The sequence below is a fragment of the Flavonifractor sp. DFI.6.63 genome, from assembly GCF_024462255.1.
Classification (GTDB): domain Bacteria; phylum Bacillota; class Clostridia; order Oscillospirales; family Oscillospiraceae; genus Lawsonibacter_A; species Lawsonibacter_A hominis.
In genome coordinates, this window is sequence record NZ_JANGBE010000027.1 from 25,291 (window position 1) to 51,309 (window position 26,019).

The 26,019-nt window shown below is 64.5% G+C and carries 24 protein-coding genes; 23 read left to right on the top strand and 1 reads right to left on the bottom strand.

Annotated elements, in window-relative coordinates; genetic code table 11:
- The first annotated feature begins 118 nt into the window (after positions 1-118).
- From NE547_RS13205 to acrA, 4 genes are read left to right on the top strand one after another with little or no spacing between them, the layout of a single operon-like run.
- The gene (locus NE547_RS13205; RefSeq protein WP_256176151.1) at positions 119-1,747 is read left to right on the top strand and encodes an acyl CoA:acetate/3-ketoacid CoA transferase; all 1,629 of its coding nucleotides are present in this window, start codon (positions 119-121) and stop codon (positions 1,745-1,747) included.
- A gap of 13 nt (positions 1,748-1,760) precedes the next feature.
- On the top strand, positions 1,761-2,903 hold the full coding sequence (locus NE547_RS13210; RefSeq protein ID WP_186907497.1) for an acyl-CoA dehydrogenase family protein: 1,143 nt from the start codon (positions 1,761-1,763) through the stop codon (positions 2,901-2,903).
- Positions 2,904-2,916: 13 nt separating this feature from the next.
- Entirely contained in the window at positions 2,917-3,720 is an 804-nt protein-coding gene (gene acrB, locus NE547_RS13215) for an acryloyl-CoA reductase electron transfer subunit gamma (RefSeq protein ID WP_186907496.1), read from the top strand.
- Between the two features lie 14 nt (positions 3,721-3,734).
- Positions 3,735-4,835, top strand: a complete 1,101-nt coding sequence (acrA, locus tag NE547_RS13220; protein ID WP_186907495.1) for an acryloyl-CoA reductase electron transfer subunit beta — start codon at positions 3,735-3,737, stop codon at positions 4,833-4,835.
- Between the two features lie 679 nt (positions 4,836-5,514).
- Here acrA and NE547_RS13225 read toward each other — a convergent pair.
- Complete coding sequence (locus NE547_RS13225; RefSeq protein WP_186907494.1) at positions 5,515-7,773, bottom strand: LuxR C-terminal-related transcriptional regulator; 2,259 nt, start codon at positions 7,771-7,773, stop codon at positions 5,515-5,517.
- 198 nt (positions 7,774-7,971) lie between these two features.
- On the opposite strand from NE547_RS13225, the gene NE547_RS13230 reads away from it, so the two are divergent.
- The 19 genes from NE547_RS13230 (at position 7,972) to NE547_RS13320 (ending at position 25,979) form a co-directional block, all read left to right on the top strand.
- Positions 7,972-9,678: a hypothetical protein gene (locus NE547_RS13230; RefSeq protein WP_186907493.1), complete on the top strand. Its 1,707-nt coding sequence runs from the start codon at positions 7,972-7,974 to the stop codon at positions 9,676-9,678.
- Between the two features lie 15 nt (positions 9,679-9,693).
- The gene (locus NE547_RS13235; protein WP_186907492.1) at positions 9,694-10,470 is read left to right on the top strand and encodes a nuclear transport factor 2 family protein; all 777 of its coding nucleotides are present in this window, start codon (positions 9,694-9,696) and stop codon (positions 10,468-10,470) included.
- Positions 10,471-10,567: 97 nt separating this feature from the next.
- Positions 10,568-11,611 carry a TRAP transporter substrate-binding protein DctP gene (gene dctP / locus NE547_RS13240; protein ID WP_186907491.1) on the top strand — a complete coding sequence of 348 codons (1,044 nt, stop codon included), beginning with the start codon at positions 10,568-10,570 and terminating at the stop codon, positions 11,609-11,611.
- A 71-nt stretch (positions 11,612-11,682) separates the two neighbouring features.
- On the top strand, positions 11,683-12,240 hold the full coding sequence (locus NE547_RS13245) for a TRAP transporter small permease (protein ID WP_186907490.1): 558 nt from the start codon (positions 11,683-11,685) through the stop codon (positions 12,238-12,240).
- Complete coding sequence (locus NE547_RS13250) at positions 12,237-13,535, top strand: TRAP transporter large permease (protein WP_256176160.1); 1,299 nt, start codon at positions 12,237-12,239, stop codon at positions 13,533-13,535. The genes NE547_RS13245 and NE547_RS13250 overlap by 4 nt, the downstream gene beginning before the upstream one ends.
- A gap of 82 nt (positions 13,536-13,617) precedes the next feature.
- Entirely contained in the window at positions 13,618-14,403 is a 786-nt protein-coding gene (locus NE547_RS13255) for a DAPG hydrolase family protein (RefSeq protein ID WP_186907488.1), read from the top strand.
- Positions 14,404-14,710: 307 nt separating this feature from the next.
- Complete coding sequence (locus tag NE547_RS13260) at positions 14,711-16,045, top strand: transglutaminase-like domain-containing protein (protein WP_256176152.1); 1,335 nt, start codon at positions 14,711-14,713, stop codon at positions 16,043-16,045.
- Positions 16,046-16,303: 258 nt separating this feature from the next.
- On the top strand, positions 16,304-16,531 hold the full coding sequence (gene acpP, locus NE547_RS13265) for an acyl carrier protein (RefSeq protein WP_186907487.1): 228 nt from the start codon (positions 16,304-16,306) through the stop codon (positions 16,529-16,531).
- A gap of 3 nt (positions 16,532-16,534) precedes the next feature.
- Positions 16,535-16,969, top strand: a complete 435-nt coding sequence (locus tag NE547_RS13270) for a biotin/lipoyl-containing protein (RefSeq protein WP_256176153.1) — start codon at positions 16,535-16,537, stop codon at positions 16,967-16,969.
- 1 nt (position 16,970) lies between these two features.
- Complete coding sequence (accC, locus tag NE547_RS13275; protein WP_256176154.1) at positions 16,971-18,335, top strand: acetyl-CoA carboxylase biotin carboxylase subunit; 1,365 nt, start codon at positions 16,971-16,973, stop codon at positions 18,333-18,335.
- A gap of 60 nt (positions 18,336-18,395) precedes the next feature.
- Positions 18,396-19,286, top strand: coding sequence for an acetyl-CoA carboxylase, carboxyltransferase subunit beta (gene accD, locus NE547_RS13280; protein WP_186907484.1), 891 nt, complete (start codon positions 18,396-18,398; stop codon positions 19,284-19,286).
- Positions 19,276-20,064, top strand: coding sequence for an acetyl-CoA carboxylase carboxyltransferase subunit alpha (locus NE547_RS13285; RefSeq protein ID WP_186907483.1), 789 nt, complete (start codon positions 19,276-19,278; stop codon positions 20,062-20,064). Before accD ends, NE547_RS13285 begins: the two co-directional genes overlap by 11 nt.
- Positions 20,061-20,999 carry a beta-ketoacyl-ACP synthase III gene (locus NE547_RS13290; RefSeq protein WP_186907482.1) on the top strand — a complete coding sequence of 313 codons (939 nt, stop codon included), beginning with the start codon at positions 20,061-20,063 and terminating at the stop codon, positions 20,997-20,999. The genes NE547_RS13285 and NE547_RS13290 overlap by 4 nt, the downstream gene beginning before the upstream one ends.
- Before the next feature lie 94 nt (positions 21,000-21,093).
- Positions 21,094-22,029 carry a nitronate monooxygenase gene (locus tag NE547_RS13295; protein ID WP_186907481.1) on the top strand — a complete coding sequence of 312 codons (936 nt, stop codon included), beginning with the start codon at positions 21,094-21,096 and terminating at the stop codon, positions 22,027-22,029.
- 1 nt (position 22,030) lies between these two features.
- A complete protein-coding gene (gene fabD, locus NE547_RS13300) occupies positions 22,031-22,972 on the top strand; it encodes an ACP S-malonyltransferase (protein ID WP_186907480.1) in 942 nt (313 codons plus the stop codon).
- Entirely contained in the window at positions 22,963-23,706 is a 744-nt protein-coding gene (gene fabG, locus NE547_RS13305; RefSeq protein ID WP_256176155.1) for a 3-oxoacyl-[acyl-carrier-protein] reductase, read from the top strand. The genes fabD and fabG overlap by 10 nt, the downstream gene beginning before the upstream one ends.
- Positions 23,707-23,788: 82 nt before the next feature.
- Positions 23,789-25,042, top strand: a complete 1,254-nt coding sequence (gene fabF, locus NE547_RS13310; protein WP_256176156.1) for a beta-ketoacyl-ACP synthase II — start codon at positions 23,789-23,791, stop codon at positions 25,040-25,042.
- The gene (gene fabZ, locus NE547_RS13315; RefSeq protein WP_256176157.1) at positions 25,033-25,458 is read left to right on the top strand and encodes a 3-hydroxyacyl-ACP dehydratase FabZ; all 426 of its coding nucleotides are present in this window, start codon (positions 25,033-25,035) and stop codon (positions 25,456-25,458) included. Before fabF ends, fabZ begins: the two co-directional genes overlap by 10 nt.
- Positions 25,459-25,523: 65 nt before the next feature.
- Complete coding sequence (locus NE547_RS13320) at positions 25,524-25,979, top strand: MarR family winged helix-turn-helix transcriptional regulator (RefSeq protein WP_256176158.1); 456 nt, start codon at positions 25,524-25,526, stop codon at positions 25,977-25,979.
- Positions 25,980-26,019: the final 40 nt, after the last annotated feature.

Sequence of the window (26,019 nt, forward strand, 5' to 3'; positions counted from 1 at the left end):
TGATTTGACCCGCTTTTTTGGGGCCGCCCTATTGCATTTCGTTTTGCCTCGTGACATAATTAATGAACAAGTTCACTGAATATATTCATAAAACTTTTTCACAAAAGGAGGCAGCAGTATGGCTACATTTCTTACCGCCCAAGAGGCCGCCGAACGGATCCCGGACGGGGCCACCGTTGGCCTGGCGGGCATGGGACTGTCCGGCTGGCCGGAGGAGGTGGCCTGTGCCATCCGGGACCGCTTCCGGGAGACGGGGCACCCCCGAAACCTGAATCTGAAGCAGGGCAGCGCCATGGGAGACTGGGGCTACGGCAACCAGTTTTTGGGTTGGGACCGCACGAAGCGGCCCGACGGCCCCGCCCAGGATCAGGGCAACCGCGGCGTGACCCGGTTCGGCGAGGCCGGAGAGGGACTGATCGCCAAGTGGTGCGGCGCCCACATTGGCTCGGCCTTCTCCCTGAACGAGCTGGTGCGGCAAAACAAAATTCAGTGTCACTGTCTTCCCCAGGGCGTCATCGTAAACCTGTGGCGAGAAATCGCCGCCGGACGGCCCGGTCTACTGACCAAGGTCGGCCTCGGCACTTTTGTAGACCCCCGCGTCGAGGGCGGCAAGATGAACCAGGCAACCACGGAAGACCTGGTGGAACTGGTAGAGCTGGGCGGCGAGGAGTACCTGTTTTACAAGAGCTTTCCCCTGAACGTAGCGCTGCTGCGGGGCACCACCGCCGACGAAAACGGCAACATCACCTTTGAACACGAGAGCGTGCTCAACGAGGGCCTTGCGGTGGCCATGGCCGCCAAAAACAGCGGCGGCATCGTCATTGTGCAGGTGGAATACGTGGCCCGAAAGGGCACGATGGACCCCAAGCAGGTCAAGATCCCCGGCATTCTGGTGGACTATGTGGTCCAGGCCACCGACCCCATGGCCTGCTGGCAGGCCGAGGGGGTCTACTTTGAGCCCGCCTTCTCCGGTCAGATCAAAAAGCCGGTGCAGGCTCTGCCCAAGCTGCCCATGTCGGACCGCAAGGTGCTCTGCCGCCGCTGCGCCATGGAGCTGCGCGCTGGCAGCGTGGTCAATCTGGGGGTCGGCATTCCCGCGGACGTGGCCCTGGTGGTGGCTGAGGAGGGATATACCGACCAGATCACCCTCACCGCGGAGACCGGCACGGTGGGCGGGGTGCCCGCCGCGCTGCCCAACTTCGGCAGCGCCTATAACCCGGAGTGCACCATGCTCCACAACGACATGTTCGACATGATCGACGGCGGCGGACTGGACATCACTGTGCTGGGCCTGGCCCAGGCCGACGAGGCGGGCAATTTGAACGTTTCCAAGTTCGGCGCCCGCCTTACCGGACCCGGCGGCTTCATCAATATCACCCAAAGCGCCAAAAAGGTGGTCTTCTGCGGCAGCTTTATGGCCAAGAGCAAGGTGCTGGTACAGGACGGCAAGCTGGTCATCGCCGAGGAGGGCAAGGCCAAAAAGTTTATCCGTCAGGTGGAGCAGATCACCTTTTCCGGTCCCTATGCCCGGCCGGATCAGACCATCCTGTATGTGACCGAGCGCTGCGTGTTTCAGCTCATCGGCGGCAAAATGACGCTGATCGAGATCGCCCCGGGCATCGACCTGGAGCGGGATATCCTGGCCCACATGGACTTTGTTCCGGTGCTCGCCCAGAATTTGAAAACCATGGACCCGGCTATTTTCCAGGAACACTGGGGCGGCCTGGGCCAATCGATCCGAGCATAAGGAGGCTGACAAAATGGTATTGACCGAAAAGCAACAGATGTTGCGCAAACTTTTCCGGCAGTTTGCGGAAACGGAGTTCACGGACGAGCTGCTGGACCGGCTGGAGGAGACCGGGGAATTTGACCGCGCCATTCATGATAAGATGGCGCGCTGCGGCTTTCTGGGCGTCAAGATCCCGGTGGAATACGGCGGCCAGGGCGGCGACAGTCTGGCCTATGCCATGATGGTGGAGGAGTTCGCCCGGGTGTCCCCGGTGCTGTCCATCTATGCCAACACCTCCAACTCCCTGGGGGCGGGTCCGCTGCTCTACTGCGGCACCGAGGAGCAGAAGCGGAACTACGTGATCCCCGTGGCCAAGGGAGAAAAGATCCTGGTCTTCGCCCTGACCGAACCGGGCGCCGGCTCCGACGCGGGCGGGACCCTGACCTCCGCCGTGCAGGCTGGGGACGAATTTATTCTCAACGGCCGCAAGACCTTCATTTCCGGCGCGCCCTTCGCGGATTACGCGGTGGTCTACGCCAAGACCGATCCCAGCCAGAAAGGCTCCAAGGGCATCTCCATGTTCCTTGTGGACATGAAGCTGCCCGGCGTATCCTGCGGCAAGCCCGAGCACAAGATGGGCATCGTGGGCTACCCCACCAGCGACATCATCCTGGAGGATGTGCATGTCCACAAAAGCGACCTGCTGGGCCCGCTGCACAAGGGCTTCTCCACCGCGATGAAGACCCTGGACGGCGGGCGCCTGGGCATGGCCGCCCAAGCGGTGGGCATCGCCCAGGGCTGCCTGGACGCGTCCGTCAAGTACGCCAAAGAGCGCAAGCAGTTCGGCAAGCCCATCGCCAAATTCCAGGCCATCAGCTTCATGCTGGCCGACATGGCCACCGAGATCGAGGCCGCGCGCCAGCTGGTCTACTCCACCGCCGTGCGCAAGGATGCGGGGGACCCGGAGAGCGCCAAGCTGTGCGCCATGAGCAAGCTGTACGCGGCCGAGATGTGCAACCGCGCGGCCTACAAGGCCGTGCAGATCCACGGGGGCTACGGCTACATCAAGGAATACAAGGTGGAGCGCTTCTACCGGGACGCCCGCATCACCAGCATCTACGAGGGCACCTCGCAGGTACAGCAGATGGTCATCTCGGGCAGCTTGCTCAAGTAAGGAGGAGAAGGGTATGAAATTCATTGTCTGCGTCAAGCAGGTGCCGGACACCTCCGGCAAGGTGGCGGTCAAGGCCGACGGCACCATGGACCGCTCCAGCATGGCCGCCATCACCAATCCGGACGACCGGAACGCGGTGGAGGCCGCCCTGACCCTCAAGGACCAGCATCCGGAAGCCAGGGTGGTGGTGATCTCCATGGGCCCGCCCCCCGCCGCCGGGATGCTGCGGGAGCTGCTGGCCATGGGCTGCGACGAGGCGGTGCTCATCTCCGGCCGGGAGTTCGGCGGTTCGGATACCTTCGCCACCTCCCAGATCATTGCCGCCGCCATCGCGCACCTGGGTCTGGATGAGGAGGACGTGATCTTCTGCGGCCGTCAGGCCATCGACGGCGACACCGCCCAGGTGGGTCCCCAGATCGCGGAAAAGCTGGGCCTGCCGCAGGTGACCTATGCCGCCGACATCCGGAAGGAGGGCCGCACGCTCACCGTCCGCCGCATGCTGGAGGACGGCTATATGAACATCCAGGTGTCCACGCCCTGCCTGATCACCTGTATCAAGGAGCTGAATACCCCCCGGTATATGACCGTCAAGGGCATTCTGGAGTGCGATCAGAAGCCTTATCGGGTCCTTGACTATGCGGCTTTGAAGGACGAGCCCCTCATCGAGCCGGACACCATCGGCCTGAAGGGTTCCCCCACCAACGTGTACAAGTCCTTCTCGCCCCCGGTGAAGGGCGCGGGCGTCCTGCTGGAGGGTTCCCCGAAAGAGGCGGTGGCGCAGCTCTTCGCCGCGCTGGAAAAACAGCACATGATTTGAGGGAGGATGCGGAAATGACTGAATTTCATAATACCGACCCCGCCGCCTTCCGGGGCGTGTGGGTATTCTGCGAGCAGCGCGGCGGCGAGCTCAACCCCACCTGCTTCGAGCTGCTCTCCGAAGGCCGCAAGCTGGCCGACGATCTGGGCGTGGAGCTCTGCGGCCTGCTGCTAGGCGACGGCGTGGCGGCGCTGGCCCCCACGCTGGGCGGCTATGGGGCCGACCGGGTATATGTATGCCAGCACCCCCTGCTGAAGGATTACACCACCGACGCCTATACCAAGGTGGTCTGCGGCATGGTCATGGAGCGCAAGCCGGAAATCGTGCTCATCGGCGCCACCAACATCGGCCGGGACCTGGGCCCCCGCTGCGCGGCCCGCCTGCACACCGGCCTTACCGCCGACTGTACCCACCTGGATGTGGATGTGGCCAAGTATCAGGAATTTTTAAAGCGTACCTCCACCCTGGATGTGGACGGTATGAAGTGGGACCTGACCGACAGGGGTCTGAAGATGACCCGTCCTGCTTTCGGCGGCCACCTGATGGCCACCATCATCTGCCCCCGGTTCCGGCCCCAGATGTCCACCGTCCGGCCCGGCGTGATGCAGTGCGCCCCCTTCGACCAGGCCAAGGCCGACGCCTGCCGGGTGGAGCTTTGCCCTGTCACACTGGATGAGCGCGATCAGAAGACCCGTGTGCTGGAGGTGGTCAAGCAGGCCAAGGCCGCCGTGGACCTGATCGGTGCGGAGGTCGTGGTCAGCGTGGGCTACGGCATCAGCAGGGACGTAAAAACCGGCCTGGCGCTGGCCCAGCAGTTGGCCGACGCCCTGGGCGGCGTGGTGGGCGCCTCCCGCGCCTGCGTGGACGCGGGCTGGATCGGCGCGGACCACCAGGTGGGCCAGACCGGCAAGACCGTCCGGCCCCGGCTGTACATTGCCCTGGGCATTTCCGGGGCCATCCAGCATAAGGCGGGCATGCAGGACGCCGCGTGCATCGTGGCGGTGAATCAAAATCCCGCCGCCCCCATTTTTGAGGTGGCCGACTACGGCATCCCCGCCGACCTGTTCCAGGTCCTTCCGCTCATGATCGAAGCGACAGCCTCCAGCAAGGGATAGGCGCCGGGAAAACCGAACGAGCAGGCGTACAGAATTGGAGCAGGCCCGTAGCCGCGCGCCGGTGCGCCGGCCCTATCTGCTGTGCGGCGTGGGATGCATGCCCTTCGCGGGCATCCTTTACGCCTGGTCCATCCTGAAGGCTCCGCTGGCCGAGGCGTTCATCCGGAGCGTCTCTCAGCTGGCGCTGAACTTTATCCCGACCATGCGCTTTTTCTGTGCGCGGCCGGGATCTGTCTGGCGGGCCTGTCCTACGGCTGCTCGCCTCCCATCTCCTCCGCTTTTGTCAGCGTCTTTTATGGGACAAAGCATTTCGCGATGAACTTCAGCATCGCCAATACCATGCTCATCCCGACCTCTTTTACAGCCACCCTCGCCGGGCCATGGTGACCGCTTCCGGCTCCTGCGCCGCCCCGGCGGCCCTGCTGCCGGCCTGCTCCCTTCTTTCGCTGCTGAACCTGAGGATCCGAGCGCCCTGATCCGGCCCCGGCCTTCCGGCACCGGACCTGCAGCGCCGCTGTGCCAGCCGTTCGCCCAAACCGTCCGGCCGCATTCGGCGCCAGACGCCCCCCTGCGCCCGCAGGGCGGTCTGTCCCGTACACTTGCACGCTCTCCCCCGCCCCGCCCCCTTGTTTGACCGAATGAGCCGCGCCTTCCCGACCGGGAAGGCGCGGCTCATCCTTTATTGTTTGCGCAGATAGGTACTCGACAGCAGTTCCGTCCGGTTGGTGACCTGCATCTTCTCATAGATGCGGGCAACATGGTATTTGACCGTGTTGACCGAGATGCCGACCCGCCCGGCGATCTCCTTGTTGGTCAGCCCCTCCGTGATGAGCCGTACGATCTCCAGCTCCCGCTCGCTGAGCAGTCCCTCCAGGTGCCGGGCTTCTCCGCCGCTCTCCCGCATGTTGCAGAATGCGATGGCATAGGGCTCCCCATCCACAACGACCTTTTCCGTGCGGTAGTTCACCCAGGTCTTTCCATGCTCCGGATCGGTGTAAAAAAAGGAACGGGAGCTGCTGTTCTTCCCCCCTTGGCGCAGATCCTGCAGATTGGCCGTCTGGATCTTTTCCAGCAGGACGCCGAAGGCGGCGTCGCTCTTGCCCAGATTGATAAACCGCGCCGACTTGGGATTGACGAAAAGCAGCGTTGGCTTGACCTCCAGGCCGCTGATGCCGATGCCGTCTCCGGCCAGCTCCATGGCCCGCCGGTAAAGCTCCAGCCGGACGGCCGTCTCCGCCAGATCCCGATGGGATTCCAGCAAAACCGCAAGATGGCGCAGCGCCACGCACAGCTTGGCCCCTCCCTCCGGCGTGGGGAGGCGGTCCTCCGGAAAGGCCAGGTACAGCTCCCCCATCAGCTGGCAGCCCCGGGAATAAATCGGATGGCAGACCAGGTAGCACCCCGCCGGGAAACAGGCCTCCCCCGGGGAGGCCAGGCGGATTTTTGTCCCATCCCGCACCCAAAAGGCGTCCGGATGGCCGTGGGAGACACAGGTATGCTCCGCCTCCCAGATGACGGAAGCGCGCACAATGCTCGCCTGGACGCTCCGGCGCGGGATCGACAGCGCGGCGGCCGCACAGCCGAAATGATTCAGAACGGCCTGACAGCAGGCCCGTTCGAAGGCCTCGGCCGCACTGCTGGCGGAGATGTGGGCAAAGGCGTCGAAGACCTCCAAATAGGTGGTCAGCGCCAGCGCCCGGGCGGCCTGCTCAAATTCAGAACGATTGGAAACGCCGGTACGCAGCCCTGCAAACGGGGCGTTTTCCGGAAGCGGCGGGCACTCCATCTCCCAGCTCAGGCGGACCAGCCCTTCCCGATCCACCCATCCCCGTCCAAGCGTCTGCCAGGGCGCATCCTCAGACCGGCGGAATTGCAGCAGCCCAGGCTCTCCCGCCGTACAGGCCCCCGGAAGCGCAGGACAGACCTCCACCCCCTCGACCGGCCGTCCGATGGAGTTGATGGGTACGGCGGCGGCATCCCACTCCTCGGGGCACAGTTCGGCGGCATGCAGCGTGAGCCGGGTCACGCTCTCCGGAAACCCGGTATCCTTCTCCACCACACAGTCCGGCTCAAGCAGCCCCTGCATCCGCGCCGCGGTATCCCGGTCAAAGTATGCCTGTCCGATCCGTACCCGGCGCAGCCGGGAAAAGTTGCCGATCAGGAATCTGGAATCCATGCTGACCGCATTGATGATGCTGGGCGTCAGGTAAACGCTGTCCACCGGACGGCCGCTGACGGTCTTGATAAAATCCTTGGGTTCAAAGGACTCCATCGGCAGCAGGGTATCCCCGCAGGCCAGTCCCAGGCAGATCTCCTGTACATAGGTCAGGCAGGGATACGGCACGCACAGCAGCGCGGTGCCCGGCGGATGCCGCAGCGCCCCGCGGCAGTGCGCCAGATAGGCGCCCAGTTCGCCATAGGATACCGTGCGGATCCGCTCGCTCCCCTCATCCAGCAGCGCCGTCACGGGCGCTGCGTCCTCCACCGGATACCGGCCCAGCACCAGCTGTTTGCGGGTTAAGCTCTGGTAGGACAAAAACCGGCGGGAGGCCGGGTAGACCACCACCCGCCGCAGGGGCAGCAGGGGGGACAGCTCCTCCCGGAGTCCCGCCACAACGTCCCGGTCCGCCACCACCAGATCTGGCGCAAACCGCTTCAGCCGCGCCAGCAGGCGCTCCGGCTCCGTCCGCGGACTGACCGGGCAAAAAACGGCGCCGATCTGTGCTGCGGCGAACAAGAGCTCCACATAGGCATGCCCCGCACACCGCAAATAGACGATATGCGCGCCGGGCCCGCAGCCCAGTTCCAGCAGGCTCCGGCTGATGGAATCGATGCGCCGCCGCAGCACAGCGTACGGTATGGGCGGTCCGTCGGACGCGATGGCGATGCGGCTCCCATATTCCGCGCAAATATCCCGCAAAAGCTCCTGTAGCGACATGGGCCCGCCCTCCTTTTTTTCTACTTTAGCACAACCGCTTTGGTATGGCAAGGTGCTTTCCCGTTTTACTTTGCGAAAGTTACTGGAAAGTTACTACCCAAACGGGTGGTTGTCGTTTTTGATAACTCAGCCCTATAATCCAATCACAAGGATAGTGATTTTGTCTATCCCATTTGGTATGGAAGGAAGTGCCTGCGCTTGGAATACACAGTTCTCAGCCCCTGGGCCGCAGCCGAATCCCGGCAGCCCCGCGGGCTCTCGCCCCGGTTGGACACTCTGGCGGGAAAAACCATCGGCCTGTACGCCCACTTCAAGGGACACGCCATCAAGATCCTGGATGAGGTCGCCCGGGAGCTTTCGGCACGTTTTTCCGGCGTGACCTTTACTCATTTTCAATACCTCAAGGAGATTACCGAGCTGATCCAGGACGACGCATATGCGGCGCAGGCCGCAGCATGGGCCTCCGGGGTTGACGCCGTCATCACTGCCTACGGCGACGCCGGGTCTTGTTCCCTGTTTTTGGCAAAAAACGCCGCTTTCTTTGAAAAACAGGGCAAACCCACGGTAGACCTTCTCTGCCGGTCCTTTCAAAATTCCTCCAAACGGGGCGCCGCCTCCCAGGGGGTGCCCGGCCTGCGGCTGGTAGAGATGTCCTTTGGCGATCTGTCGGGCGAGAAGGTCATCGACGACGCGCTGCTCGAGCGGGTCGTCCGCCCTGAGGTACGCCGGGTGACCGACCAAATTGCCGCCGCGCTGACGGCCCCGCTCACCGAGGAGGAGGCCCGCCCGACCCGGGCCCGGGATTATTCCAGCTATACCTTTACCGGTACCCTTCAGGAGGTCAACGACCAATTCTACAAGCTGGGCTGGACCACCGGCCTGCCGATCGTCCCTCCCACCCGTGAGGCCGTGGATGAGATGCTGACCGGCACCGATCTGTCCCCCGACACGGTTCTGGGAACGATTCCCCCCATGAACGGCATCGCCACGGTGGAAAAGGTGGCCGTCAATGCGGTCATGGCCGGGTGTCTGCCCACTTATCTGCCGGTCATTCTTGCGGCCGTCCGGGGCATGCTGGCGCCCAACATCCAGCTGTGCGGCTGGACCTGCTCCAACGCCAACTGGATGCCGTTCACCTTTGTCAACGGCAGGGTCGCAAAGGACATCCACCTTCACAGCGGCCGGGCCGTCCTCAGCCCCTATTACAAGCCCAACACCGCCATCCCGCGGGCGCTGGCCTACATCACCATGAATATCGGCGGCGTGCGCCAGGGGATGGAGGACATGTCCGCCATGGGCACGGTGGGGCGCGGCGGCGTATGCATCGCGGAAAACGAAGCGCAGAGCCCCTGGGAACCGCTCCAGACCCGGTACGGCTTTACGGCGGAGGACTCCACCGTTACCATGTTCTGGCCGGCCGATGTGCAGACGCTGGGCGGAGGCGGTCTGGGCGGAGCGTTCACGCCGGAGAGCTTCCTCAAGAGCATGTGCCAGGTCAAGGCCTTCGGCTGGTGGACCGGCGGGGTGTTTATTCTCTCCCCCGAGATTGCCGCCATGTTTGCCCAGGCGGGCTGGACCAAGCAGCGCATTCTGGATTATGTGGTGGAATACAACCGCGTCCCCGCCGACGAGTGGAACCTGCGCTGGCTGGTGGAGAGCAACCATGAGCCCCGCAAGGACGGAGGCATTCCGGTGGAGACGCCCCTGGACGGCAGCTACTCCGCCCGGCGGTTTTGGAACGATGCGCACATGTTCATCGTGGTGGCGGGCGCCCAGTGGGGCGTGGCGGTCACCGGCGGCGGCGATCACGGCGGCCCATCCTGCACCAAAGTGGAGCTGCCAAAAAACTGGGACAGTTTAGTGGCGCGTTATCGGGACATCGTCCCGCGCTATCTGGATTACTAACAAGGAGGGAACGCATTGGAACACAAGGAAATGGAAGCGCTGCTCCAATCCTGCCAAAGGGAGCTGGAGCGTCTTCAGGCGGTCAACGAGATCCAGAAGATCATGGGCCGCTACGAGGTGGTACACAATCCCCTGACGATGTGGCGCACCCCAATCGACTGCTTTGCGCTGACCATGCCGGACGTATCCATGGAGGTATCCGACTGGGGCGTCTGGGTGGGCGCCGAGGCGGTCCAGTATCTGTTCGGCACCGTCATGAAGGAGGAGCCGGTGGGCACCATGTTCATCCACACCCTGGCCACCCCGGTCATCGAGGTGGCGGGAGACGGTCAGACCGCAAAGGGCACCTGGCACTCCCCGGGCTTCGAGACTCAGGTCGACGCGCAGCGCGTCCCGCACGGTTTCTGGTGCTGGGGCAGCTATAGCGTGGATTTCATCAAGGAAAACGGTGCCTGGAAGATCTGGCATATGAAGTGGTGGCGCACCTTCCGCTGCGATTACTACAAGAGCTGGACCGACTGCTGGCAGGACATCATGACCGGCCCCCCGAAACGGCATCAGTTCCAGACGGAGCCCATCACGTTCTTCCACCCCTACGACACGCTCACCGCGCGGGAGCCTTTCCCGGTCAATCCCAAGCCCTACGAGACCTATACGGGTACCATGATGGACTGGGCCATGGGGGAATTTAAGGACGAGTATTTCCCCGGCGACACCGCCACCAGCAAGTTTGAATTTGCCCATGGCAAAAAGCCCGGCGTCATTGAAAACAACCCCTCGGCGGACCTGTGAGCGCCAAATATGCCTGTGTGGGAAATACGGGTATAGACGGTCCCTTCGACTTGACGTACAATAGAAAACGCGACGGATGATTGGAAAGGAGAACAATATGAAAAAGATTCTGAGTTTAGTCCTTGCGCTGGGAATGATCTTTTCCTTAGCCGCATGCAGCGGCGGCGGCGAATCGGGCGGCAGTACCGCTGCAGATGACGGTCAGATTTACGAATTCAAGCTGAGCATTATGAATGCCGACCAGCCCTTTATGGAGGATTTCCCTGCCCTTGTGGAAGAAAAAACCGGCGGCCGCATTCAGATTACCCTCTATGATATGAGCAGCCTTGGTACTGCCGCAGACGCCCTGGCGATGACGCGAAACGGGACGGTTGAGATGTACTTTAATGCCGCGGCCCAGACGGCCGGCGAGTTCCCTGTGGCGGATATCGTACAGGTCCCCTTCCTTGCCTCCAACCCCAGCACGGTCAGTGAAATTATTTATTCTCTCTACTATGAAGGCTATCTGGACGAGTTTAACAACGAGACGGTTCCGCTGATGTTCGCGCCGACCGATATGCAGATGCTGGCGGTCAAGAACAGCAAAATCGAGAGCATGGGCTCTTTCAATGGGTTAAAGCTGCGGGCGGTCTCCGGTATCGCGGTGGATATGCTTGAGTCTTTCGGCTCTTCTGCTGTGGCAATGCCGATGTCCGACGTGTACCTGTCCCTGGACCGCGGCATTGTTGACGGGGCCATGACCAGCCCCCATCTGATGCAGGTCAATGCGCTGTATGACGTCTTGGACTACATCATGGAATACCCCGTCCATGGCGGCCTGCTGTTTTTGGCTATGAACGAGGATGCGTACAACAGCCTTCCGGACAGTCTGAAGCTCTCGCTCATGGAAGCCTGCGAAGAGCAGCGTTACCGTGTCATCAACAAAGTACAGCAGACCTATTCCGACGGCATCGAGGCCTGCGTGGCAGGCGGTATGGAGCTGTACTCCATTACGCCGGAGTTCCAGCAGGAGCTGCAGGACGCTGTGGCGCCCCTGCGCGAACAATTTGTGACAGGCCTGAACTCCGCCGGTCACGACGGTACTGCAATCATGGATCTGACCGAACGGGTCATCGAGCGCTGCGAATACAACCTTAAATAAGTCCCGACATGCCGATATGGGCCTCGGCCATTCATATCCGAACGGCCGGGGCCCCATTTAGGAGACATGCTATGAAAAAAATGTTGATTATGGCGGCAAAGGCCGTACATATGGTTAGCAATCTGTTTGCCTGGATCTCCGCAGCGGTCCTCTTCTTTATGGCATCGGTCAGCTTTGTGGATGTAATCGGCCGCTATTTTTTCCACCATCCTTTAACGGGCGCCCAAGAGATTATTGAGGTTTCCATGTCGATTTTTGTGTATACCGGCCTGGCCCTGGCCATCAAGCTGCGCCGCTGTATTGCGGTTCCGGTCATCGTGGAGCGGCTTTCGCCCCGTATCCAGCTTCTGGTGACCGCTGTTGGAAATGCACTTTGCTGCGGAATGAGCGGTCTGTTGATCTGGCAGCTGGCGCTCTCCTCCGCAAAGCAGCTGGCCCGTTCCAGTGTGGGAACGCCTGTGCTCAAGATCCCTTACGGCCCCTTTTATGCGATCGCTCTGGTCGGATATGTTCTTATTGCCTTAGAGCTGCTGATCCTAGTCATAACCGACCTGCACGATTTCATCTGCTGGAATAGCACGCGTAATGCCGGCGTTACCGGAGAGGAGGGAACTGAGACGTGCAAATGACGACGATCGCCGGTATCGTGGGTATCTTACTGATGCTCATTTTGATGTTTGCCGGCGTAAACCTCGCCTTCTCCTTCTTTATTTCCGGCTTTATCGGCGTGGTCATGATCTTGGGATTTGGCGGCGGTCTGACTTATCTGCAGACGATTCCGGTTACAACCGCCATGTCTTACTCCCTCGCAGTCTTGCCCATGTTTATGCTGATGGGTGATTTTGCGGTAATGGGAGCACTGACTACGGACGCATACGGTGCTGCCCGCAAGTGGTTTGGGCGCCTGCCCGGCGGCTTGGCCATCACAAGCACTGTGGCCAGTGCGATTTTTGGAGCTATCTGTGGTTCCGGGCAAGCGACGGCAATGGTCATGAGTCAAGTCGCATGGCCTGAAATGAAGCGGTATGGCTATGAGCCCAAGCTGGGTCTGTGTTCCATTGCCGCCGCCGGCCCTCTCGCGATTCTGATTCCGCCCAGTACGCCGATCATCATTTACGGCATCCTGGCCCAGACCTCCGTTGGCAAGCTCTTTATGGCCGGATGGCTGCCTGGAATCCTTTTGACCCTCCTGCTGTGTATCACCACGGCCGTTTTAGTCAAACTCAGACCCGCTTGGGCCCCGCGCGCAGAGAAGACGACTCTGCCGGAAAAGCTTCGTTCCTTAAAAGCCGCTTGGCCGATCCTTCTTTTGGTCGTCTTTATCATGGTGTGCATCTGGGGCGGCATTACCACGGTGAATGAGGCGGCCGGCATCAGTGTTATCGTCTGCCTTATTATCGTGATCTGCAAGCACCGCGCCGGAGGAAAAAAGATCCTGCAGACGTTAAAGGAGAGCGCCGTACAGGCCTCCGGCCTGTTCTTCATGTTTATCGGCATTCAGCTGTTTAATGCTTTCATGGGGCTGTCCAAGCTCCCCGCCATGCTCTCCTCCTGGGTCACCGGCCTGGCGCTCCCCCCCATGGCCATCATATGGGTCATCGTAATCATCTATCTGGTCCTGGGCTGCTTTATCGACACCCCTGTCATCATGATGCTTACCATTCCACTGTTTGCGCCTGCGGTCTCCGCGCTCGGGTTCGACCTGGTCTGGTTCGGCATTCTGTCTACCATGTGCGTGGCGCTGGGCTCCATTACTCCGCCCGTCGGCATCTGTCTGTTCGTCATCGGGGCCAGAGTAAAGGAAGTACCGCTGATCACATTGATGAAGGGTGTCTGGCCCTATGTCATCGCTACCTTTGCGGCCACGGTTTTGGTCATGTATATCCCCCAGCTTTCTCTGCTTCTGCCCAGTCTAATGTCCTAGCTCGCGCTTATAAGGGCCGGGCGGCGGCCGGAACGGCTGCCGCCCGGCCCTATCCATACGGACTGAAAAAGGATGTGTTATTATGTTCGTTCTGCCGCCCCCCCTTCAGCTTCCCCCCTTGAGCGACGCCGAGACACGCAAGCCGTATTCCAAATACTACTATGAAGGGGCCAAGTCTCCCGCACCGGAAACCATGGCCCAGATCGTCTGGGGTGCGCCGATGGATCCCGCCGACGCCTTGCTGCCCGACCAGGTGGACGCACTTTTGGAGCCGGGTTACCTGCCCCGCGAGAGCGGTTACTGCGTACTGCCCAACGGGGTGGGGTATGCCGCAGCACTGACCAAAATGCCCGGCGTGACCCCTCAGGCAAATAACTGGTGGGGGCCTTGGCACGAGCAGGAAGATCTGCGCTATAAGCTTTGGTGCCCCGGAAGCCACATCCGTGTGGGCCCTTCCTGGGCCCAGGAAAATGTAGGCATGGGTCTGGAGGATTTCTATTTTGTGGGGCGGATGAATCCGGCGCTCTTTGGGTTTGATCTCCGGCGCGTGGCACAGCAAGACGACATCGTTCTTATCCGAGGCTCCAACGGCCTGATCAAACCGGCCGACGGTTCCCCCGCTGACCGGCCGCTTCCTGTTGTCGTTATGCATTATGTCCGGAAGACGCCGGAGGGAATTGAGTACCGCTCCCGCTTTTGGGTGGGGCTCCATTTTCTCAACGGTAAACCTGTCGTTCTCCTAAAAGCAGGGGAGCGTATTTCAGAAGAACGTGCGTACGGCCTTGCCAATCATTGTGCCCATGAGATGGCTACCCTGGCCTATTTACTGCCGCGGCTCTATCCTGAATTCGGCGGGACAGAGCGGTAGCCGTCAGAGCCATGGCCCGCCCGTCCTGGCATCTCTCCAGGAATGCCCTCTGTTCTTCCTTTTTGAAAAAGAGCGTGCTGCTGTACTGACGCCGACCGGCTATGGCCTGCGCTTTACGGCTGAGGGGGGGCGCGCCGGACCGGCTGCGCCCTGCCCTGTTCCCGCTCCTGCCGTTCCTCCCCGCGGACCTTCTTCGGAGCAAGAGGCCCCATAAGCCTCCGACCGTTTCCTCCCCTTTTTCCGCGGTTTCTCTTGGCAGATTCTCCCGTTTGTGCTATGCTAGGGCTAAGGAAGGGAGGTCTGCCCCATGATGAAAAACGAGGCCTTTGTTCATCTGACCGATGCCCTGCCCCCCGATATTGCCCGCCGGAAGGCCATGGGTGACCTGGAGGGGGCCAAACGTCTGATCGACCTGCGTCTGTCCGCCGCCGGGCAGCCCGAGCTGGCGGAGCGCCTGATGGTAGAACGGCTGCGGTTGGAACGTCTGCCCCGCGACTACCCCTACGACCGTGCCCAGGCCCTGACCATGATCCGTGCCGAATGGCCCGGCTGCTCCGAGGAACAATTTGACGGGTTGGTGGATGCCGGGCGCATTGACTGGCGTATGATCGGCTCCGTTCCCCACTATCACGAGCGGTTTTTGGAGTCTTTGCGCCTCTACCCCGCCCAGGCCCCCGGCCTGCACCAGGAGCACACGGACCAGGCGGAGCGGGAGCTGACGCTGGAGCGGCTGCGCGATGCGGGCGCCCTTACCGCGCGCATCACGCTGCGCGCCGGTATCCGTGCCCGGACCGACCCGGCGGGACGGGAGGTCCAGGCGTGGCTGCCCATTCCCGCCGCCTGTCCCCAGCAGAGCGAGATCCAGATCCTGGACGCCACGCCCGGCGGGGTGTGCGCCCCGGAGGACGCGCCGCAGCGTACGATCTGGTGGAAGAGCCGCGGACGGGACGCCTTTACGGTCACCTACCGGTATCTCCACCGGGCGGTTTACATCGACCCCCTGACCATCCGTCCCAGCCGGGTCCAGCCTTCCTTCGACCTGGAGGAGCAGTGGCCCCATGTGGTCTTTACCCCCTACCTGCGCGCGCTGGCCGAGCGCCTGACGGACGGCCTGTCCTCTCCTGTTGAAAAGGCCAGGTCCCTCTACGACTATGTAACGGGCTATGTCGACTACCGCTATCAGCCCGCCTACCTGCAGCTGGACGACATCGCCGACACCTGCGCCCGGGAACTGCGGGGGGACTGCGGCGTGTTCGCTCTGCTGTTCATCACCCTGTGCCGCATCGTGGGCATCCCCGCCCGGTGGCAGAGCGGCCTTGCGGTCCGCCCCGACTCCGTCGGCCCCCACGACTGGGCCATGTTCTATATCGCCCCCCACGGCTGGCTGTGGGCCGACTGCTCCTACGGCTCCTCCGCCCGCCGTCAGGGCCAGGTGCAGCGCCGCCGGCACTATTTCGGCAATCTGGACCCCTGGCGGATGGTGGCCAACAGCGAGTTTTACGCCCCCCTCACCCCGCCCATGCCCGGCTGGCGGCAGGACCCCTATGACAATCAGCGGGGGGAATTGATGGTAGACGGACGCGGCCTGGACGACCCGGAGCGCGAGTGTACCCAGGAGCTGCTGTCGTTTGAACTGCTGTGACCAGACGGTCCCGCCCGATCCATCGTTTCCCCACGGGAACGCCCCGCAGCGGGCGCCCCAATGCGGCTTTTTCCCCTTGGAGGCACGCTTACGCGGCCATGCAGATTGCATGGCCGCGTTTTTTCGCGCCAAAATTTTACTTGACATTTCCCGGAAACCTGCTACAATATCGCTTAAATTATTTTAGTTAAATAATTTTAATTAAAATAATTTATATTTCTAGAACTGGTTTTCAAAACAAGAAAGGAGCTTTTCCCTATGTTTGAGCAGATACGTAATATCATCGCGGAGACGCTGAGCTGCGATCTGGAGGCCGTCACCCCCGAGGCGGACCTGGCGGAAGACCTGGAGGCGGACTCCCTGGACGCCGTGGAGCTGAACATGGCCATCGAGGAGGCCCTGGGCGTGTCCATCCCCGACGAGGAGCTGAAAAATGTGAAGACCGTGGGCGATATCGTCCGTTATCTGGAGGCCCACCAGGAGTAAGCCATGGACATGCAGCAAGTGTTCACCCTGATGGAGCGTTTTGACGCCTCCCCCCTGACCGGGCTGGAGGTAGCGCTGGAAGGAGGGCGCGTCAAGCTGGAAAAGAGCGCCGGCGCAGGCCCCGCTTCCGCCGCGCCCGCGTCCTCTGCTCCGCTGCAGGCCCAGCTTCATGCGCCCGCTCCGGCGCCGGAGCTCCCCGGCTGCCTGATCACCGCCCCGCTGGTGGGCACCTTTTATGCCGCCCCGGCGCCGGGGGAGGCTCCCTTCGCCCCGGTGGGCGCCTCCGTGCGCAAGGGCGGGACCGTATGCGTGCTGGAGGCCATGAAGATGATGAGCCAGGTGCCCGCGCCCTTCGATTGCGTCATTGAGGAAGTCCTGCGGAAGGACGGGGAGCTGGCGGAGTTCGGCGCCCCCCTGTTCCGCGTCCGGGAGCTTTGAGATGTTCCGGCGGGTACTCATCGCCAACCGGGGCGAAATCGCGGTGCGGATCATCCGGGCCTGCCGGGAGCTGGACATCGAGACGGTGGCCGTCCATTCCACCGCCGACGCCGGGGCGCTGCACGTACAGCTGGCCACTCAGTCGGTGTGCGTGGGCCCGCCCCGCGCTGCGGAGAGCTACCTGAACCTGTCCGCCCTCCTCACCGCAGCCCTGGAGACCGGCTGCGACGCGGTCCACCCGGGCTACGGCTTTCTGTCGGAGAACCCGGAGTTTGCCGACCTCTGCGCCAAGTGCGACCTGTGCTTTATCGGCCCGCCCGGGGATGTGATCCGTCAGATGGGCAGCAAGGCCGCCGCGCGGACGCTGATGCGGCAGAGCGGCGTGCCGGTCGTCCCCGGTTCGGACGGGCCGGTGGCCGACGCCGCGCAGGCCGCCGCGGCCGCCGCCGCAGTGGGTTATCCCGTGCTGGTAAAGGCCTCTGCCGGAGGGGGCGGCCGCGGGATGCGGCGGGTGGATTCCCCGGAGCAGATGGACGCGCTCTTTGCCGCCGCCCGGGGCGAGGCCGAGGCCTGCTTCGGCGACGGCGCGCTGTATGTGGAAAAGCTGATCCAGGCGCCCCGGCACATCGAGTTCCAGATCCTGGCCGACGCCCACGGAAATGTGGTGCATCTGGGGGAGCGGGACTGTTCCATCCAGCGAAAAAATCAAAAACTCATCGAGGAGTCCCCCTCCCGTGCGCTGGACGAGGCCCTGCGCGGAAGCATGGGCGCGGCCGCCGTGGCCGCCGCCCAGGCCGCCGGCTACCGCAGCGCCGGGACGGTGGAGTTCGTCCTGGACCGGACGGGTCATTTTTATTTTATCGAGATGAATACCCGCATCCAGGTGGAGCACCCGGTGACCGAGGCCGTCACGGGCGTGGACCTGGTGCGGGAGCAGCTGCGCATCGCCGCGGGGCTGCCGCTGAGCGTGACCCAGGAGCAGCTCAGGCCCTCCGGCCACGCCATGGAGTGCCGCATCAACGCCGAGGACCCCCGCCGGAACTTTGCGCCCGCGCCGGGGCGCACCGCGTTCCTCCACCTGCCCGGCGGTCCCGGCGTGCGGGTGGACACCGCCCTCTTCCCCGGCTATGACCTGCCCCCCTATTACGACTCCCTGGCGGCCAAGCTCATCGTCCACGCCCCCACCCGGCTGGAGTGCATCCGCCGGATGCGCCGGGCGCTGGAGGAGCTGATCATTGAGGGCTACCCCACCACTGCCGACCTGGCCCACCTGATCCTCTACCACCCGGAGTTTGTGAAGGGAACTTACGATACCGGCTTTCTGGAACAGCACATGGACGAACTGCTGGCCTGGGCGTGCGGATAAGCCCCGCCCAGGCGGCACCGTTGAACTGCCGCTGTTTTGCAGTCCGTTTGGAGGTAACCCATGGAACAACCCAATTTCAGCCAGCGCCGCGCCCGTCTGATCCAGCTCAAGCAGCGGCGGGAGGGCAGGGAGCGGGACGTGCCCCGCCGCAAGCCCTCCAAGGCGGTGTTCGGCAAATGTCCCGCCTGCGGCGGGGTCACGCCCAAGAGCGCGCTGGTCCGCTCGCTGTACGTCTGCCCCGCCTGCGGGTACCACCACCCCATCGGCGCCTATCTGCGTTTGAGCCTGCTGCTGGATTCCCACAGCTTCCGGGAGCTGGACGAAAAGCTGACCGCCGCCAATCCTCTGGACTTTCCCGGTTATGAGGAGAAGCTCCGCGCCGCCCGCCGCTCCACCGGCCTTGCGGAGGCGCTGGTCACCGCCCGCGGAATGATCGACGGCCGCAGCGTGGTGGCCGCCGTGCTGGACAGTCAGTTTCTGATGGGCAGCATGGGCGCGGCGGTGGGGGAAAAGCTTACCCGCGCCGTCGAGTACGCCGGGCGCACCCGCCGCCCCCTCATCATCTGCTCCGCCAGCGGCGGGGCCCGGATGCAGGAGGGCATCGTGTCCCTGATGCAGATGGCCAAGACCTCCGCGGCCCTGGCCCGGTTTTCTCAGGCGGGCGGGCTGTACATTTCCATCCTCACCCACCCCACCACCGGCGGCGTGACCGCCTCCTTTGCCTCCCTGGGGGACTACACCCTGGCCGAGCCGGGGGCGCTGATCGGTTTTGCCGGTCCCCGGGTAATCCAGCAGACCATCGGTCAGACCCTGCCCGAGGGCTTCCAGCGCTCGGAATACCTGCAGGAGCACGGCTTTTTGGACCAGATCGTCCCCCGCGCCCAGCTGCGGGCGGCCCTTGCCCGGCTGCTGCGCCTGCATGGAAAGGAGGCGCGCGCCCATGGCGGATAAAACGCCCGCGCAGCGGGTCGCGCTGGCCCGCCATGCGGGGCGGCCCGGCACGGCGGACTACATCGCCGCGCTGTTCACCGACTTTTTTGAATGCCGGGGCGACCGGCAGTGCCGGGAGGACGCCAGCATTTTGGGCGGCGTGGCCCTGTACCACGGCCGTCCCGTCACGGTAGTGGGCCACCGCAAGGGCCGCGACCTGAGCGAAAACCTGAAATGCAACTTCGGCATGCCCGGCCCGGAGGGCTACCGGAAGGCCCAGCGGCTCTTCCGCCAGGCGGAAAAATTCGGACGGCCGGTCATCACCTTTGTGGATACTCCCGGAGCTTACCCCGGCCTGGAGGCCGAGGCCCGGGGCCAGGGGGAGGCCATCGCCTCCTGCCTGTCCCTGCTCTCCACGCTGGAGGTGCCGGTCCTCTGCGTCATTACCGGGGAGGGGGGCAGCGGCGGCGCGCTGGCCCTCGCCGTGGCCAACCGGGTACTGATGCTGGAAAACGCGGTCTACTCCGTCCTCTCGCCGGAGGGCTTTGCCTCCATCCTGTGGAAGGACGCCGGGCGCAGCGGAGAGGCCGCCGAGGTAATGAAGCTCACGGCTGCCGACCTTTTGTCGCTGGGCGTGATCCACGAGATCCTCCCCGAACCCGAGGGGGGCGCCCATCTGGACCCGGCCGCCGCGTTTGCCACGGTGGACCGCGCCCTCTCCCGGCACCTGCGTCAGGTGGAGCGGGAAGGGCATTTCGCCGCCCGGCGCTATGAAACATTCCGGAGGATCGGATCATGAAGGGCCTTCGCATCTGCGCGACCGGCCGGGCGCTGCCCCGGCAGATCGTCACCAATGACGCGCTCTCCCGCCGGGTGGATACCAGCGACGCCTGGATCGCCTCCCGCACCGGCATCCGGGAGCGGCGCTTCTGCTGCGGGGAGGAGACGGCGGCCTCCCTGGCCGCGGACGCTGCCCGGCTGGCGCTGGAGCGGGCCGGAGCGGACCCCGGACAGCTGTGCGCCTGTATCACCGCCACCGTCACGCCCGACTACGCCTCCCCCTCGGTCTCCTGCCTGGTCCAGCAGCGGCTGGGCCTGCCGGAGGAACTGGCCTGCTTTGACCTGAGCGCGGGCTGCACCGGCTTTATTTACGCGCTGCAGGCGGCCCGGGGGCTGCTGCTGCAGGACGCGCGCCCCTACGCGCTGGTCATCGGGGCCGAGCAGCTCAGCCGCATTACGGACTTCACCGACCGGAACACCTGCGTCCTTTTCGGCGACGGAGCCGGGGCGGCGGTGGTCACCCTGGATCAGGTCCCCTACGCCTGCACCCTGGGCAGCCGGGGCGACGCGGCCCCGCTGTGGATCGAAGGCCCCGGACCGGCGCACCCCGTCATCCACATGGACGGCCAGGCTGTGTTCCGCTTCGCCGTGGAGGCCCTGCCCCGCTGCGTGCGCACCCTGCTGGAGCAGTCCGCCCTGCGTGGGGAGGAGATTGACTGGTTTGTGCCCCACCAGGCCAACGCCCGCATCGTCTCCGCCGCCGCCCGGCGGCTGGGCCTTCCGCTGGAGCGGTTTTATCAGAACATGGACCGCTACGGCAACACCTCCGCGGCCAGCATCCCCATCGCCCTGGACGAGATGGACCGGACGGGCCTGCTGCGCACCGGGCAGAAGGTGATCTGCGCGGGCTTCGGCGCGGGGCTCACCTGGGGCGGGGTCCTGCTGACGCTCTAAAGCGGCGGCTTTTCGGGGGCCGTTCGTCTTATGCCGCGGGCCGCCCCGGCGCTATTCCGCGCGTGTCTGCGCGCGTATTCTTGTGAGGCTGACAATGAACTTAAACGAACTTTTGGGGACGGAATTTCCCCTGATCCAGGGCGGCATGGCCAACATCGCCACCGCCCCCTTCGCCGCCGCCGTCTCCAACGCCGGCGGTATGGGCCTGATCGGCGGGGGCGGCATGGACGCCGACGCCTTTCGGGCGCAGATCCGCCTCTGCCGCCGCCTGACCGACCAGCCCTTCGGCGTGAACATCATGCTCATGCACCCCCAGGCCGGGGCCATGGCCCAGATCGCCGCGGAGGAGCACGTAGGCTTCATCACCACCGGGGCGGGCAACCCCGCCCCCTACCTTCCCCTGTGGAAGCAGGCCGGGGCCAAGGTCTTCCCCGTGGTGGCGGCGGTGGCGCTGGCCAAGCTGGTGGAGCGGGCCGGGGCGGACGGCGTCATTGCCGAGGGCACCGAGTCCGGCGGCCACGTAGGCGAGGCCGCCACCATGGCCCTGGTGCCCCAGGTGTGCGACGCGGTGTCCATCCCCGTGGTGGCCGCCGGCGGCATTGCGGACGCCCGCCAGCTGCTGGCCGCCTTCGCCCTGGGCGCCTGCGGCGCTCAGCTGGGCACCTGCCTGCTGGTCAGCGCGGAGTGCCCTATCCACGCCAACTACAAGCAGGCCCTGCTCAAGGCCCGGGACAGCTCCACCACCGTGACCGGGCGCATTGGGGGCACGCCCGTGCGTCTTTTGAAAAACCAGATGGCACGGGACTATCTGGCCCGGGAAAAGGCCGGCGCCGGCACGGAAGAGCTGGAGCGGTTCACGCTGGGCAGCCTGCGCCGGGCGGTCTTCGACGGGGACACCCGCACCGGCAGCCTCATGGCGGGGCAGGTGGCGGGCATGCTCCGGGAGATCCGCCCCCTGCGCGCCATTTTCGAAGACCTGTGGCACGGCTGCCGGGAGCGGCTGTCCGCGCTGGAGCAGGAGGTGCGCTGAGATGAAGCTGGCTTTTCTCTACGCCGGCCAGGGCAGCCAGCACGCGGGCATGGGGGCCGACCTGTATGCGGCCTACCCCGCGTTCCGGGCGGTATTCGACGCCGCTCCGGCAGACCTTGCGTTAAAGGAGCTGTGCTTTTTCGGGCCGGAGGAACGGCTGGGGCAGACCCAGCACACCCAGCCCTGCATGGTGGCCTTTGCCGCGGGGATGACCGCTCTGCTCCGGGAGAGGGGCATCCGTCCGGATTACGCCGCGGGCCTGAGTCTGGGCGAATATTCCGCCCTCCACGCCGCCGGGGTGTTTGACGCCCAGACCGCCATCGGTCTGGTCCGCTTCCGGGGCCGGGCCATGGAGCAGGCGGCCCGGGGCCGCCCGGGGACCATGGCGGCCGTGCTCAAGCTGGACCGTTCCGCTCTGCAGCAGGTCTGCGCGGCGGCCCAGGCCTGCGGCACGGTATCCATCGCCAACTACAACTGTCCCGGCCAGTTGGTCATCGGCGGGGACGCGGCGGCGGTGGAACGGGCCTGCGTGCTGGCCCTGCAGGCCGGAGCCAGGCGCTGCCAGCCGCTGCGGGTCTCGGGCGCATTTCACACCTCCCTGATGGCCCCCGCGGGGGACGCGCTGCGGGAACGGTTTCGCTCCCTCCGCTTCGGCCCCATGGCGTTTCCGGTGCTCTTCAATTGTACCGGCGACTGTCTCCGCCCCGGCCAAAGCATTCCCGACCTGCTGGAGCGGCAGGTGCAGAGCAGCGTCTACCTGGAGGACACCATCCGCCGTCTGGAGGCGCTGGGGGTGGACACCGTCCTGGAGATCGGCCCCGGCCGGGTCCTCTCCGGCTTTGTGAAAAAGGCCGCCCCCTCCATCCGCACGCTGGCGGTGGAGACGGCGGACGAACTGGAGGCGGCGGTGGCCGCCCTGAAAGGAGCATCCACATGCGTTTAACCGGGAAAACCGCGCTGGTCACCGGCGGCAGCCGCGGCATCGGGCGGGCCATCTGTCTGGAGCTGGCCCGGCAGGGGGCCAGCGTGGCCGTCAACTATTCCGGCAGCGCCGGCGCCGCCGAACAAACGGTCCAGGCATGCCGCGCCGTGGGCGCGCAGGCCTTCGCCCTTCAGGCCGACGTGGCCAGCTCCGCCGCCTGTCAGGCTATGCTGCAGGCGGTGCTGGAGCGCTTCGGCCGGTTGGACATTCTGGTCTGCAACGCCGGAGTGGCCCGGGACGAGCTGATGCTGCGCCTGCGGGAGGAGGACTTCGACACGGTGATAAACACCAACCTGAAGGGCACCTTCCTCTGCATGAAGGCCGCCTGCCGCCCCATGGTAAAGCAGCGCTGCGGCCGCATCGTGGCGGTCAGCAGCGTGGTGGGGCTGCGGGGCAACCCCGGCCAGACCAACTACGCCGCCAGCAAGGCGGGCCTCATCGGCCTGGGCAAATCGCTTGCAAAGGAGCTGGCCAGCCGGGACGTCACGGTCAATCTGGTGGCCCCCGGCCTGATCGACACAGATATGACCGCCGCGCTGCCCGAAGCGGCCCGGGCCGCCCTGCTCGCCTCCATTCCCATGGGCCGTATGGGCGCGGCAGAGGACGTAGCCAGGGCCGTGGCCTTTCTGGCCAGCGACGAGGCGGCCTACATCACTGGGCAGGTCCTCTGCGTGGACGGAGGCATGGCCGTTTAAGGCACACGCCGCGCGCCTTGGGCGCGCAGCCGACAGGCTCTTCGGCAGGCCGCCGGGGAGCCGTCTGAAAAGGAGATTGACTATGGAAAAACGACGGGTCGTGATCACCGGCGCGGGGGCGCTGACCCCCATCGGCCGCAATGCCCCGGAGAGCTGGGCCGCCGCCCGCGCCGGTGTATGCGGCGTGGCCCCCATCACCCTGTATGACGCCGGCAGACAGAAGGTCCGCCTGGCCGCCGAGGTCAAGCATTTTGTCCCCGAAGACTGCATCGACAAACGGGACGTCCGCAAGCTGGACCGCTTTGCCCAGTTTGCCCTGGCCGCCGCCGCCGAGGCCATGACCGCCAGCGGCCTGAACGCGGAGCGGGAGGACCCGGCCCGCTGCGGTGTGCTGGTCTCCAGCGGCATCGGCGGTCTGTCCACCCTGGAGCGGGAAATCCAAAAGGGCGTGGAAAAGGGCTTCGAGCGCATTTCCCCCTTCTACATCCCCATGACCATCACCAATCTGGCGGCGGGGCACATCGCCATCCGGTACGGCTTTCAGGGCATGTGCGCCTGTCCGGCGGCCGCCTGCGCGGGCGGCTCCAACGCCGTGGGCGACGCCTTCCGCCACATTCGGGACGGCTATGCCGAGGTGATGCTCTGCGGCGGAGCGGAGGCGGCTATCACTCCCTCCGGCATCGGCGGCTTCACCTCCATGCATGCGCTGACCCTCTGCCCCGACCCGGAGCGGGCCTCGATCCCCTTCGACGCGGAGCGCTCCGGCTTCGTGATGGGAGAGGGGGCGGGCATCCTGCTGTTGGAGGAGCTCTCCCATGCACAGCGGCGCGGGGCCGATATCCTGGCCGAGGTGGTCGGATACGGCGCCACCTGTGACGCACACCACATCACAGCCCCCGCCCCGGGCGGAGCGGGAGCCGCCGCCTGCATGCGCGCCGCCCTGGCGGATGCCGGGATCGCTCCGGAGCAGGTGGGCTATCTCAACGCACACGGCACCTCCACCCCGCTCAACGACGCCTGCGAGACCGCCGCTATCAAAGCCGCCTTCGGCCCTCACGCCCGGCGCCTGGCCATCAGCTCCACCAAATCCATGACCGGCCATCTGCTGGGGGCCTCCGGCGCCGTGGAGGCGCTCTTTACCGCCCTGGCCCTGCGGGACGGCTTCCTCCCCCCCACCATCCACTATCAGAAGCCCGACCCGGCCTGCGATCTGGACGTAGTGCCAAACGCCGGACGGGCGGCCGGGGTGGAATACGCCATGTCCAACTCGCTGGGGTTCGGCGGCCACAACGTCAGCCTGCTGCTGCGGCGCTGGGAGGGATGCGCATGGAACTGAACACGGTCCAGATCATGGACATCCTGCCCCACCGGCCGCCCTTTCTGCTGGTGGACCGCATCACCGATTACGAACCCGGCGTGTGGGCAAGGGGGTACAAATGCGTCGCCCTGGACGAGCCCTTTTTTGCCGGGCACTTCCCCGGCCGCCCGATCCTGCCGGGGGTGCTCATTCTGGAGTCTCTGGCCCAGACCGGCGCGGTGGCCGCCCTGTCTCTGCCGGAAAACCGGGGAAAGCTGGCGTTCTTCGGCGGAGTAAAGCGCTGCCGCTTCCGGCGGCAGGTGGTCCCCGGCGACGTGCTGGAGCTCTCCTGCACGCTGGTGGAGCAGCGGGGCGGCGTGGGCTTCGGCAAGGCGGAGGCCAGGGTGGCGGGCAAGCTTGCCTGTCAGGCGGAGCTGACCTTTGCCGTCGGCTGACTTGCCGGATGGGCCGCAATCTGCTATACTGTGCTGGAACGAAGCAGATCAGAGGAGTGTGGCATATGCTGGAGGCAGCCTTCAACCAGGTATACACCAAGTTCAAGCTGCATTTTTACCGGGCGGTCTTCGCCCGCTTTCAGAAGCGGGAGGCCAGCCTCACCACGGTGGAGACCTTCTGCATGGAGATCATCATGGCCCTGGGCAAGCCCACCATCAACGAATTCTCCCGCTTTGTGGCGATCTCGCCCCCAAACGCCGCCTATAAGGTCAACAGTCTGATCCAGAAGGGGTATGTCCGCAAGGTCCAGTCCCCCGACGACAAGCGCGAGTACCATCTGGAAGTCACCCAAAAGTATATCGACTACTACAACATCAGTTACCGATATCTGAACACGGTGATGGGCCGGATCCAGGAGCGTTTTTCTCCCGAGGAAGCCGCCAAGCTGGAGGAGATGCTCACCATCGTCTCGGCGGAACTGATGCCCGAGATCCCCCTCCCCCCCGCCGCTGCGGAATAGCGCATAACGCAGCCGCCCGCCTTCCATCGGAAGGCGGGCG